General features: G+C 66.6%; 10 protein-coding genes, 1 tRNA gene and 1 pseudogene. All 12 read left to right on the top strand.

All coding sequences use genetic code 11. The annotated features are described in order from the left end of the window. A pseudogene (gene tuf, locus MKL11_RS03225) lies at positions 1 to 131 on the top strand (elongation factor Tu); the annotation flags it as partial. A gap of 222 nt (positions 132 to 353) precedes the next feature. Then, positions 354 to 1244, top strand: a complete 891-nt coding sequence (locus MKL11_RS03220; RefSeq protein ID WP_243940223.1) for a DUF1444 family protein — start codon at positions 354 to 356, stop codon at positions 1242 to 1244. A gap of 147 nt (positions 1245 to 1391) precedes the next feature. Next, a tRNA-Trp gene (locus tag MKL11_RS03215) sits at positions 1392 to 1468 on the top strand. A gap of 184 nt (positions 1469 to 1652) precedes the next feature. Next, a complete protein-coding gene (secE, locus tag MKL11_RS03210; protein WP_243940221.1) occupies positions 1653 to 1949 on the top strand; it encodes a preprotein translocase subunit SecE in 297 nt (98 codons plus the stop codon). 54 nt (positions 1950 to 2003) lie between these two features. Then, complete coding sequence (nusG, locus tag MKL11_RS03205; RefSeq protein ID WP_007566056.1) at positions 2004 to 2537, top strand: transcription termination/antitermination protein NusG; 534 nt, start codon at positions 2004 to 2006, stop codon at positions 2535 to 2537. A gap of 205 nt (positions 2538 to 2742) precedes the next feature. Then, on the top strand, positions 2743 to 3192 hold the full coding sequence (gene rplK / locus MKL11_RS03200) for a 50S ribosomal protein L11 (RefSeq protein ID WP_243940219.1): 450 nt from the start codon (positions 2743 to 2745) through the stop codon (positions 3190 to 3192). 11 nt (positions 3193 to 3203) lie between these two features. Further along, positions 3204 to 3902, top strand: coding sequence for a 50S ribosomal protein L1 (gene rplA, locus MKL11_RS03195; protein WP_007566052.1), 699 nt, complete (start codon positions 3204 to 3206; stop codon positions 3900 to 3902). A gap of 163 nt (positions 3903 to 4065) precedes the next feature. Continuing rightward, entirely contained in the window at positions 4066 to 5709 is a 1644-nt protein-coding gene (locus MKL11_RS03190) for a B12-binding domain-containing radical SAM protein (protein ID WP_243940217.1), read from the top strand. 38 nt (positions 5710 to 5747) lie between these two features. Continuing rightward, on the top strand, positions 5748 to 6020 hold the full coding sequence (locus MKL11_RS03185) for a type II toxin-antitoxin system ParD family antitoxin (RefSeq protein WP_243940215.1): 273 nt from the start codon (positions 5748 to 5750) through the stop codon (positions 6018 to 6020). A gap of 825 nt (positions 6021 to 6845) precedes the next feature. After that, positions 6846 to 7364, top strand: a complete 519-nt coding sequence (gene rplJ / locus MKL11_RS03180) for a 50S ribosomal protein L10 (protein ID WP_243905806.1) — start codon at positions 6846 to 6848, stop codon at positions 7362 to 7364. Between the two features lie 49 nt (positions 7365 to 7413). Then, positions 7414 to 7791 (top strand): 50S ribosomal protein L7/L12, encoded by a 378-nt coding sequence (rplL, locus tag MKL11_RS03175; RefSeq protein ID WP_243940213.1) that lies wholly within the window; start codon positions 7414 to 7416, stop codon positions 7789 to 7791. 245 nt (positions 7792 to 8036) lie between these two features. Beyond that, the gene (gene rpoB, locus MKL11_RS03170) at positions 8037 to 12161 is read left to right on the top strand and encodes a DNA-directed RNA polymerase subunit beta (RefSeq protein WP_243940211.1); all 4125 of its coding nucleotides are present in this window, start codon (positions 8037 to 8039) and stop codon (positions 12159 to 12161) included. Positions 12162 to 12203 lie beyond the last annotated feature (42 nt).

Below are 12203 nucleotides of genomic sequence, written 5' to 3'. Positions count from 1 at the left end.
TGCCGGGCGACAACGTGACCATGGACGTCACGCTGATCGTGCCGGTGGCCATGGAGGAGAAGCTGCGCTTCGCCATCCGCGAGGGCGGCCGCACCGTCGGCGCCGGCGTCGTCGCCGCCATCAACGACTAAGCCAGGACAGGATCGGCGCGTCGCGGCGGTAGGTGGCGCGCCGGCCTGGCAGCCGGGATGCGCTTCGCAGCTCGCGGAGAGTCGTAGCAGGCAAATATCCCGGTCCCGCCAAGAGGCCCGGACTCTATGCTCGGGTTTAATGTGACGCTCGCCGGCGCTTCGTCTTGACGAAGCGCCGGCGTTGCTTTGTCATGTCTCTGCCGTGCTCCGGTGGAGACTCGCATGTCCGCTGGTTTCATTCTCCGCGCCCTTGGGTTCCTGGTCCTGATCTGTGTCGGGATCCCAATCTGGCCTGGTGCGGCGCGCGCCGATGGTTTGAGCGACGGGCGATTCCGCGACGAGGTGGCGGCACTGGTCCGGACCCTGCAGCCGGAGGCCGAGATCCGGCTCGATTCCGATCCGGCGCAGATCAATGTCGGCCCCAGGACGATCGCCCTCACCAACCTGTATCCGCGCGTCGCCAGACTCTCCAGCGCAGAGCGCCGACAGGCCATCGCGAAATTCCTCGCCGACGTCCTCGCGACGTCCGAGCCCGCAACGGATCCCGGGGATTTCGCGGCCGTCAAATCGCGCCTGCGCGTGCAACTCGTGCCTGAAGAGATCCTCCGACAGCACGCGGAGATCGCGCGCCGCCGATTTTCCGAGACGCTGTTCGTCGTCTACGTGCTCGACGAGCCGAAGCGCTACCGATACGTCACCCGTGCGATGCTCGCGGGCTGGCGGGTCGATCCTGCCCTGGTGGAAGCGACAGCCATCAAGAACCTGGCGGCGACCTCGAAGGACGCGCCGTTCAGCCTGGGCGTCGGGGATGGAACGCCGATGTTTGCCATCGCCGAATCGGGCGACGATTACGACGCTGCCCGACTGCTGGTGTCGAACTATCTCGATGAAATGCGTAGCGCCCTGAAAGCGGACAGCATCACCCTGGCCGCTCCCACCCGAGGTGCGCTCATGGCGTGGCCGACCGACAGCGCCGCCCGGCGCGACCTGGCCGCGGAGGTCACCAGGCAGATGCGTGCCGGGCCGTATGCCCGCAGCGACGAGCTGTTCCACTTTGACCGAAACGGATTGCGTCCCTTGACCGCCGCGGAGCGGACCGATCATGGCCGTTGACGCCGCGCGGAAGCGAGGATCCCGCCAGGACTCTCCGACTTGGCCCGTGACTGGTCGCTGCGATGGCCGCATTTGTCCCGCGCGGGCCTGTCTGTGCCGCCGAGCCTCTTGCAAGCCGGGCCGCAATCGGGCATTTGGCGGGACGCTAGGAGTGTAGCTCAACTGGTCAGAGCGCCGGTCTCCAAAACCGGAGGTTGCGGGTTCGAGTCCCTCCACTCCTGCCAGATATCTCACTCACCCCCGCGCGGTCGCCCGGTCGACAAGCCGGCGGAGTTGCGCTAGAGCGGGCGCAATCCGAGATCTGAAGCGACCGTCGGTGCGGGCCCGTCCAGGCCCTCGGCGCCGGATGTTCGCGTTCCCGGAAGCAGGCCCTGCCTCGGGCCCGCGCACGCAAATAACACTGGCGCCATGGCATCGAACGAAGCGACCAAGAAGGTGGATGTGGCGCGCGGCGCGGCTCGCGGTCCCGCGAACACGCCGCCGGCCCGTCCTGCCACGCCCGTCAAGGTGCCGCAGAAGCGCGTGACCCCGGGCGAGTTCTTCTCCCAGGTTCGCGACGAGGCCCGCAAGGTCACGTGGCCGTCCCGCCGGGAGACCACGATCACCACCATCATGGTGTTCGTGATGGTCGTGGTCACGAGCCTGTTCTTCACGGTGGTGGACCAGGCCCTGCGCTTCGTGGTGGGGCTGATACTCGGCCTCTGAGGCGCGCCATCGATCGGGGGAGACCTCGCGGACTTGTCGGAGTTGAACGGAACCGTGTCGAAGCGCTGGTACATCGTCCACGCCTACTCGAACTTCGAGAACAAGGTCGCCCAGTCCATCAAGGACCAGGCGGCCCAGCGCGGGCTGACCGAGCTGTTCGACGAGGTGATGGTCCCGACCGAAAAGGTCGTCGAGGTGCGCCGCGGCCGGAAGGTCGATGCCGAGCGCAAGTTCTTCCCGGGCTACGTCCTGGTGAAGTGCGACCTGACCGACGAGGTTTACCACCTCATCAAGAACACCCCGAAGGTCACGGGCTTCCTCGGGGCCGACAAGTCGAAGCCGGTCCCAATCCCCGATGCCGAGGCTGAGCGGATCAAGGGTCAGGTCGCTGAAGGCGTCGACCGGCCGAAGCCTTCGATCGCGTTCGAGATCGGCGAGACCGTCCGGGTCGCCGATGGCCCGTTCGCGAGCTTCAACGGCACCGTCGAGGAAATCGACGAGGCCCGCTCCCGCCTCAAGGTGGCCGTGTCGATCTTCGGCCGCGCCACCCCGGTGGAACTGGAATACGCCCAGGTCGAGAAGGCCTGACGTAAGAGCGAGTAGCGAGATTGCGGATGGCGAAGAGCGGGCGTTGCGCCTTCTGATCGCCATTCGCTGCTCTCTATTCGCCATCACCCGCGGAAGATCCGCCCGGCCTCGCCTCCGGGATCCACGGATCGCACCGCGACCTGCAATCGTCCGACCCGCCCGCGCTTAGGCAGCCCGGCGGCGGACGCAGTTTGGGAGATATCCCATGGCGAAGAAGATCACGGGTTACGTGAAGCTTCAGGTCCCGGCCGGCGCGGCGAACCCGTCGCCCCCGATCGGTCCCGCGCTCGGTCAGCGCGGCCTCAACATCATGGAATTCTGCAAGGCCTTCAACGCGAAGACCGCGCAGATCGAGAAGGGCACTCCGATCCCGGTGGTCATCACCGCGTATCAGGATCGCTCCTTCACCTTCGAGATGAAGCAGCCGCCGGTCACCTTCTTCCTGAAGAAGGCCGCCGGTCTGAAGATCGGCAAGAAGCCGGCTTCCGGCTCGAAGACCCCGGGTAAGGGCCCGACCGTCGGCAAGATTTCCGAGGCGCAGCTGCGCGAGATCGCCGAGAAGAAGATGCCCGACCTCAATTGCGACTCGGTCGATGCGGCCGTCGCCATGATCCGCGGCTCTGCCCGGGCCATGGGCCTCGAAGTCACGGCCTGAGGGAGGACATCATGGCACGCGAAGGAAAGCGCATCCGCGCCGCCCGCGAGGGCATCGAGGTGACCAAGCTCTACCCGCTCGATGAGGCGATCAAGCTGGTCAAGGAGCGGGCGACCGCGAAGTTCGACGAGACCGTCGAGGTCTCGATGAACCTCGGCGTCGATCCGCGTCACGCCGACCAGATGGTCCGCGGCGTCTGCAACCTGCCGAACGGCTCCGGCCGGACGGTGCGGGTGGCGGTCTTCGCCCGCGGCGCCAAGGCGGACGACGCCAAGGCGGCGGGGGCCGACATCGTCGGCGCCGAGGATCTCCTGGAGATCGTCCAGAGCGGCAAGATCGAATTCGATCGCTGCATCGCGACCCCGGACATGATGCCGCTGGTCGGTCGTCTCGGTAAGGTGCTGGGCCCGCGCGGCCTGATGCCGAACCCGAAGGTCGGCACCGTCACCATGGACGTGAAGAGCGCCGTCGCCGGCGCCAAGGGCGGTTCGGTGGAGTTCCGCGTCGAGAAGGCCGGCATCGTCCATGCCGGCGTCGGCAAGGTCTCGTTCGATGCCGACAAGCTCGTCGAGAACATCAAGGCCTTCGCCGACGCGGTCGCCAAGGCCAAGCCGGCGGGCGCCAAGGGCACCTACGTCCAGCGCATCGCCGTCACCTCGACGATGGGCCCGGGCGTGAAGGTCGAGCCGAACACGGTCCTGACCGCCTGAGCCCCGGCTCAACGCGATGACGAAGCGCCCGGCCGGAAACGGCCGGGCGTTTTTTGTTGCCTGCGCGGGGAGGCCCGGCCGGCTTCGTGGCGAGCCAATCGATCACGTCATTCTCACCATCGAAGGGGGCGCCATTCCCGACGGCTGTGCTAGATAAGCCTCCATGCGCAGCACTGTCTCCGTCACGACCCGCCGACGCATCCTGTGCGTCTTCCCCGCTTACACGCCCTCGTTCGGCACATTCTCGCACGCCTACCCGCTCATGGGCGGCGTCAAGGCGTTTATGCCCCCGCAGGGGCTTCTGGTGATCGCGGCCTACATGCCGGAGAGCTGGGAGTACCGCTTCATCGACGAGAACATCCGGCGCGCCTCCGCCCAGGATTTCGCCTGGGCCGACGCCGTGTTCGTTTCCGGGATGCACATCCAGGAAGGCCAGATCCACGATATCGGCCGGCGCGCCCACGCGGCCGGCAAGGTCGCGGCTTTGGGCGGTCCGTCTGTATCCGGCGCGCGCGAAAAATACCCGGATTTCGACTATCTCCATGTCGGCGAGATCGGTGACGCCACCGACCGGCTGATCGAACGTCTCGACGCCGACCTCGCCCGGCCGACCCAGCAGGTGGTGTTCGAGACGGCTGAGCGGCTCGCCCTCTCCGACTTCCCGGCCCCGGCCTACGAGGCGGCGCCGCTCAAGCGCTACCTGATCGGCTCGCTGCAATTCTCCTCGGGCTGCCCGTATCGCTGCGAGTTCTGCGACATCCCGCAGCTCTACGGCCGCCAGCCGCGGCTGAAGAGCCCCGAGCAGATGTGCGCCGAGCTCGACGCCATCATCAGCCAGCCCGGGCACCCGGCGGTGGTCTACTTCGTCGACGACAACTTCATCGCCAACCGCAAGGCGACCCGCGAGATGCTGCCGCATCTCGTGGCGTGGCAGAAGAAGAACGACTACCCGCTTCAGTTCGCCTGCGAGGCGACCCTCAACATGGCCAAGCAGCCCGAGATCCTCGAGCTGATGCGGCAGGCCAACTTCATGACCGTGTTCGTCGGCATCGAGACGCCGGAGGCGGACGCGCTCAAGGGGATCGACAAGACCCACAACGCCGCCGTGCCGATGTACGAGGCGATCGAGACCCTCAACTCCTACGGGCTCGAAGTGACCTCGGGCATCATCCTGGGGCTCGATACCGACAGCGACAAATCCGAGCAGAACCTGATCGACTTCATCGACAAGTCGGCGATCCCGGTGCTGACCATCAACCTGCTCCAGGCCCTGCCCAAGACCCCGCTCTGGGACCGGCTGGAGCGCGAAGGCCGACTTGTTCACGACGCGGCGCTGGAATCGAACGTCCTGTTCAAGCGCCCGCACGACACGGTGGTGTCGAGCTGGCGCCGGGCGATCGCCCATGCCTACGAGCCGGAGCAGCTGTTCGCCCGGTTCAAACACCAGTGTGAGACCACCTACCCGAACCGGATCGTGACGCCGACGAAGGGCAAGCTGACCTTCACGAACCTGCGCCGGGGCCTGATCCTCGGCTTCAACATCATCACGCGGGTCGGGCTGCTCTCGGATTACCGCAGGCCGTTCTGGAGCGCGGCGGGCTATGCCCTCAAGCGCGGGCAGATCGAGGCAGTGTTCAACATGGGCTTCGTCGCCCACCACCTGATCCGCTTCACCCGCGAGGCGCTGCGGGGCGAGCACAACGCCTCGTTCTACGCGGCCAAGGCCGCGGAGGCCGAGGATGCACGGCGGCGTTCGTGGTGGGAGAGCGCGCGGCGCAAGCTGGTACCGGAGCGCGAGGCGGCGTAGTTTGGCGCCGGATGCCTCGGCAGCAGGGAAGCCGCGTCATGGCCGATATCGACCTGAGCCCGGATCTCGATCGTTTCGTGCGGACTCAGGTTGCTGCCGGCCATTTCCGCGATGCGGCCGAGGGCGTAGCGGCGGGATTGCGCCTCCTTGAGGATCGGCTCGCCGTCGGGTCGTTCAAGCATCGCGATGATGTCCTGACTTCGATTCTCGCCGCCTTCGACGATCCGCCACCAGGCCTTCCTGCCCAGGTGGTCTTCGATCGGCTGGAGGATCGGCACGCCCACCGGGTAGCCGCCGGTGACAAAGCTTGAGGTCGCGCTCCAGCGGCTAGCCATCGCGGATCTCGGAGCGCTCTACGATCATATAGCCTAAGACAGCCCGGACCGTGCGATCGCCTTCATCCGGCGAATCCGCGAACGCTGTGAGCGCTTGTCTTAGAGGCCGAGGGCCGGACGGATTCGCGACGATCTGCGCATCGGCCTGCGACCCGTGGCCAACGAGCGTCGGGTCGTGATCGCTTATGCGTTGCGCGAAGACCGTCGCGACATCCTGCGTATCCTGTATCGTGGGCGAGACGTCGACGCGCTGCTCAGTGAGGCCGAAGGGGGCGCGTGAGAGAGACATGCGTCCCAAGCCGATCTTCCCCGTCGGCTCTCGCCTGCGGCGGAAAAGTCGCGCGTCGGGCCTTGGCAGGCGGCTTGCCAGCCTCTATACACCGCGCCTTACGCATTTCATCCTCACGGAAGGAGACGGCCAATCGGCCGGTTTCCGCATGAAATGTCGCCCGGGCAACCGGGTGGCAGTGGCCGGAAGGATCCAGAGGGCGATGAGCCCCGCGGAGCCTCGTCCGGCCATGTCCTGTCCGAGACTGCAGGTGCCGGTTCGCCGGCTTAATCCACGATCAGCCTGCACAGACGGGGAAGACCGAACTTAGGAAAAGCCTCGCCCCGGCGAAAGCCGCGGAGAGGTGTCGGTTTGAACCAACTCACCCGAAGCGACCCTCAGGGGCACGTGCGGGGACAGGGCCGCGAAGCGTCGTTCGGACGTTCCCGGTCTTTTGAAGGCCGAGACCACGTCCGGGCGGCATGTGCAACCGGCGGGCCCGAGATCGGGTTCCGCCAACCGGAGAGAGCCCAGTGGACCGGACAGCAAAAGCTGACCTCGTCTCGACGCTCAACGGCGTGTTCAATCAGAGCGCCGTCGTCGTCGTGGCCCACTACAAGGGCCTCACGGTCGCCGACATGCAGAAGCTGCGCTCGCAGATGAAGCAGGCCGGCGCCACCGTGAAGGTCGCCAAGAACAGCCTCGCCGGCATCGCACTCGATGGTACGGACGTCGCCTCCATCAAGCCGCTCCTGAAGGGCCCGACCCTGCTCGCCTATTCCGGCGACCCGGTTGCCGCCGCCAAGGTCGCGGTCGATTTCGCCAAGACGAACGACAAGCTCGTGATTCTCGGCGGCGCGATGGGGACGACAACCCTGAACCCGGACGGCGTGAAGGCCCTCGCCTCGCTCCCGTCCCTCGACGAACTGCGCGCCAAGATCGTGGGCCTCATCCAGGCGCCCGCGACCAAGATCGCCCAGGTCGTCAATGCGCCGGCGGCCAAGCTCGCCCGCGTGTTCGGGGCCTATGCCACCAAGGACGAGGCCGCCTGAGGGCCTTCAAAAACCATTCGTTCGAACCGATATCTGAGAGGAATAGAAAATGGCTGATCTTGCCAAGCTCGTCGACGACCTGTCCTCGCTGACCGTTCTCGAGGCCGCCGACCTGGCCAAGCTGCTCGAAGAGAAGTGGGGCGTCTCGGCTGCCGCCGCCGTCGCCGTGGCTGCTGGCCCGGCCGCCGGTGGCGGTGCCGCCGCCGTCGAGGAGCAGACCGAGTTCACGGTCGTGCTCGCTGCCGCCGGCGACAAGAAGATCGAGGTGATCAAGGAGGTCCGCGCGATCACCGGCCTCGGCCTCAAGGAGGCCAAGGACCTCGTCGAGGGCGCCCCGAAGCCGGTCAAGGAGAGCGTCACCAAGGACGAGGCCGAGAAGCTCAAGGCCCAGCTCGAGAAGGCCGGCGCCAAGGTCGAGCTCAAGTAAGGCGACGATGGGCCGGTTCCGGCCCATCACCCCACGGAGGCCCGCTTCGGGCCTGTCGTGACTGGAGCCCGCGGGTGCAGCACCCGCGGGCTTTAGGCCGCTTCGGCGGACGGCTCCGGACGGGAGCCTAGAGAGATTCGGTTCGGTGGCGCGGTCCGGCGGGGCGCGCGTCACAGTCCGGTGCGGGAGGTCCCTTTCGGGAACGCTTCCCCGGGCGCGAGGCACGCGGGATGGAGCGAGTTCACATGGCCAACACGCTGGTCGGTCGCAAGCGCATTCGGAAGTTCTTCGGCAAGATCAAGGAAGTCGCCGAGATGCCGAACCTCATCGAGGTTCAGAAGGCATCCTACGATCAGTTCCTCATGGTCGACGAGCCGGAAGGCGGCCGCGGCGATGAAGGCCTCCAGAGCGTGTTCAAGTCGGTGTTCCCGATCTCGGACTTCGCCTCGACGGCCCTGCTCGAGTTCGTGCGCTACACGTTCGAGCAGCCGAAATACGATGTCGACGAATGTCGCCAGCGCGGCATCACCTTCGCGGCCCCGCTGAAGGTGACGCTGCGGCTGATCGTGTTCGATGTCGATCCGGACACCCAGGCCAAGTCGGTCAAGGACATCAAGGAGCAGGACGTCTACATGGGCGACATGCCCCTGATGACGGAGAACGGCACCTTCATCGTCAACGGCACCGAGCGCGTCATCGTCTCGCAGATGCACCGCTCGCCGGGCGTGTTCTTCGACCACGACAAGGGCAAGACCCACTCCTCGGGCAAGCTCCTGTTCGCCGCCCGCATCATCCCGTATCGCGGTTCCTGGCTCGACGTCGAGTTCGACGCCAAGGACATCGTGCACGTCCGCATCGACCGCAAGCGCAAGCTGCCGGCCACCTCGCTGCTCTATGCGCTGGGCCTCGACGGCGAGGAGATCCTGTCGACCTTCTACAACCGCGTGGTCTACGACCGCGACGGCGCCGAGTGGCGCGTGCCGTTCGACCCCGAGCGGATGAAGGGCATGAAGGCCACCGTCGACCTGATCGACGCCGATTCCGGCGAGGTCGTGCTCGAGGCCGGCAAGAAGCTCAACGCCCGCAACGCCCGTCAGATCACCGACAAGGGCACCAAGTTCCTCAAGGCCACCGACGAGGATCTGGTCGGCCAGTACATCGCCGAGGACCTGGTCAACACCGAGACCGGCGAGATCTGGGCCGAGGCCGGCGAGGAGATCTCGGAGAAGCTCCTGAAGAGCCTGGAGGAGATCGGTATCACCGAGCTTCCGGTGCTCGACATCGACCACGTCAATGTCGGTCCCTACATCCGCAACACGCTGGCGGTGGACAAGAATTCCAACCGCGAAGGCGCGCTGTTCGACATCTACCGGGTCATGCGCCCCGGCGAGCCGCCGACGCTGGACACCGCCGAGGCGATGTTCCACTCGCTGTTCTTCGATTCCGAGCGCTACGACCTCTCCGCGGTCGGCCGCGTGAAGATGAACATGCGCCTCGACCTCGATGCCGCCGACACGGTCCGCACCCTCCGCAAGGAGGACATGCTGGCGGTGGTCAAGGCGCTGGTCGAGCTGCGCGACGGCAAGGGCGAGATCGACGACATCGATCACCTCGGCAACCGCCGGGTGCGCTCGGTCGGCGAGCTTATGGAGAATCAGTACCGCCTCGGGCTGCTTCGCATGGAGCGCGCGATCCGCGAGCGCATGAGCCAGGTCGATATCGACACGGTGATGCCGCAGGACCTGATCAACGCCAAGCCGGCGGCGGCGGCGGTGCGCGAGTTCTTCGGCTCGTCGCAGCTCTCGCAGTTCATGGACCAGACCAACCCGCTCTCCGAGGTGACGCACAAGCGCCGCCTCTCGGCCCTCGGCCCGGGCGGTCTGACCCGCGAGCGCGCCGGGTTCGAGGTGCGCGACGTGCACCCGACCCATTACGGCCGCATCTGCCCGATCGAGACGCCGGAAGGCCCCAACATCGGCCTGATCAACTCGCTGGCGACCTTCGCCCGGGTGAACAAGTACGGCTTCATCGAGACCCCGTTCCGCCGCGTGCGCGACGGCGTGGTCACCAATGAGGTCGCCTATCTCTCGGCCATGGAGGAGGCGAAGTACTACGTCGCCCAGGCCAACGCTCAGATGGACGAGGACAAGAAGCTGACGGAGGACCTCGTGGTCTGCCGCCGGGCCGGCGACGTGATCGTCGTGGGTCCTGAGCGCGTCGACCTCATGGACGTCTCGCCCAAGCAGCTCGTCTCGGTGGCCGCGGCGCTGATCCCGTTCCTGGAGAACGACGACGCCAACCGCGCCCTCATGGGCTCGAACATGCAGCGGCAGGCCGTGCCGCTGGTGCGCGCCGACGCGCCGTTCGTCGGCACCGGCATGGAGGCCGTGGTCGCCCGCGATTCCGGTGCCGCCATCGCGGCGCGCCGGTCGGGCATCGTCGATCAGGTCGATGCGACCCGTATCGTCATCCGGGCGACCGAGGAGGCCGACGCCACAAAGCCGGGCGTCGACATCTATCGCCTGCAGAAGTTCCAGCGCTCCAACCAGTCGACCTGCATCACGCAGAAGCCGCTGGTCCGCGTCGGCGAGCCGGTGAAGAAGGGCGAGATCATCGCCGACGGTCCGTCGACGGAATTCGGTGAACTGGCCCTCGGCCGGAACGTGCTCGTCGCGTTCATGCCGTGGAACGGCTACAACTTCGAGGACTCGATCCTGCTCTCCGAGCGGATCGTGAAGGATGACGTGTTCACCTCGATCCACATCGAGGAGTTCGAGGTGATGGCCCGCGACACCAAGCTCGGGCCGGAGGAGATCACCCGCGACATCCCGAACGTCTCCGAGGAAGCGCTCAAGAACCTCGACGAGGCCGGCATCGTCTATATCGGTGCCGAGGTGAATGCAGGCGACATCCTGGTCGGCAAGATCACCCCGAAGGGCGAGAGCCCGATGACGCCGGAGGAGAAGCTCCTGCGCGCCATCTTCGGCGAGAAGGCCTCGGACGTGCGCGACACCTCCCTGCGGGTGCCGCCGGGCGTCACCGGCACGATCGTCGAGGTGCGGGTGTTCAACCGCCATGGCGTCGACAAGGACGAGCGCGCCCAGGCGATCGAGCGCGAGGAGATCGAGCGGCTCGCCAAGGACCGCGACGACGAGCAGGCGATCCTCGACCGCAACACCTACGCGCGTCTCGCGGACGTGCTGATCGGTCAGGCGCCGGTGGCCGGTCCGAAGGGCTTCAAGAAGGACACCACGCTCACCCGCGAGCTGATCAACGACTATCCGCGCTCGCAATGGTGGCAGTTCGCCGTCATCGAAGACCGTCTCATGACCGAGATGGAAGCGATGCAGAAGCAGTACGACGAGTCGAAGAAGCGCCTGGAGCAGCGCTTCCTCGACAAGGTCGAGAAGCTGCAGCGCGGCGACGAGCTGCCCCCCGGCGTCATGAAGATGGTCAAGGTCTTCGTGGCGGTGAAGCGCAAGATCCAGCCGGGCGACAAGATGGCCGGCCGGCACGGCAACAAGGGTGTCGTGTCGCGGATCGTGCCGATCGAGGACATGCCGTTCCTGGAGGACGGGACCCATGCCGACATCGTGCTCAACCCGCTGGGCGTGCCCTCGCGCATGAACGTCGGCCAGATCCTGGAGACGCACCTGGGCTGGGCGGCTGCGGGCCTGGGTCGCAAGGTCTCGAAGGCGGTCGATGCCTATCTGAAGTCGCACGACATCGCGCCGCTGCGTCAGGAGATGGAGGCGATCTACTCTCCGGGCGAACTCGACGGCCTGACCGACGAGGAGCTGGCCGAGGCCGGCAACAACGTCCGGCGCGGCGTGCCGATGGCCACCCCGGTGTTCAACGGCGCCAAGGAGGCCGACATCGAGCAGATGCTCGAGATGGCCGGTCTCGACCGCTCGGCGCAGTCGACCCTTTATGACGGCCGCTCCGGCGAGCCCTTCGACCGCAAGGTGACGATGGGCTACATCTACATGCTGAAGCTGCACCACCTGGTGGACGACAAGATCCACGCCCGGTCGATCGGCCCGTACTCGCTCGTCACCCAGCAGCCGCTGGGCGGCAAGGCGCAGTTCGGCGGTCAGCGCTTCGGCGAGATGGAGGTCTGGGCGCTTGAGGCTTACGGCGCCGCCTACACGCTGCAGGAGATGCTCACGGTGAAGTCGGACGACGTGGCCGGCCGCACCAAGGTCTACGAGGCGATCGTCCGCGGCGACGACACCTTCGAGGCCGGCATCCCCGAATCGTTCAACGTGCTCGTCAAGGAGATGCGCTCGCTCGGCCTGAACGTCGAGCTGACGTCCTCCAAGAAGGCCGCGAACGACCAGCTGGAGCCGCCGGCCGACGCCGCCGAGTAGCGGAGTCGCGAAACACCTCCCGTGGCGGCGTCGCGCCGCCAC

Origin of the sequence: Methylobacterium sp. J-077 (genome assembly GCF_022829365.1) — a bacterium.
GTDB lineage: Bacteria > Pseudomonadota > Alphaproteobacteria > Rhizobiales > Beijerinckiaceae > Methylobacterium.
This window is presented reverse-complemented; position numbering and strand designations above follow the sequence as displayed.

Excerpts from the sequence above, each read along its gene's own strand:
- rplA (WP_007566052.1), top strand. The coding sequence starts at position 3,204 with ATGGCACGCGAAGGAAAGCGCATCCGCGCCGCCCGCGAGGGCATCGAG.
- rplK (WP_243940219.1), top strand. The coding sequence starts at position 2,743 with ATGGCGAAGAAGATCACGGGTTACGTGAAGCTTCAGGTCCCGGCCGGC.
- secE (WP_243940221.1), top strand. The coding sequence starts at position 1,653 with ATGGCATCGAACGAAGCGACCAAGAAGGTGGATGTGGCGCGCGGCGCG.
- MKL11_RS03185 (WP_243940215.1), top strand. The coding sequence starts at position 5,748 with ATGGCCGATATCGACCTGAGCCCGGATCTCGATCGTTTCGTGCGGACT.
- MKL11_RS03220 (WP_243940223.1), top strand. The coding sequence starts at position 354 with ATGTCCGCTGGTTTCATTCTCCGCGCCCTTGGGTTCCTGGTCCTGATC.
- rplL (WP_243940213.1), top strand. The coding sequence starts at position 7,414 with ATGGCTGATCTTGCCAAGCTCGTCGACGACCTGTCCTCGCTGACCGTT.
- rpoB (WP_243940211.1), top strand. The coding sequence starts at position 8,037 with ATGGCCAACACGCTGGTCGGTCGCAAGCGCATTCGGAAGTTCTTCGGC.
- MKL11_RS03190 (WP_243940217.1), top strand. The coding sequence starts at position 4,066 with ATGCGCAGCACTGTCTCCGTCACGACCCGCCGACGCATCCTGTGCGTC.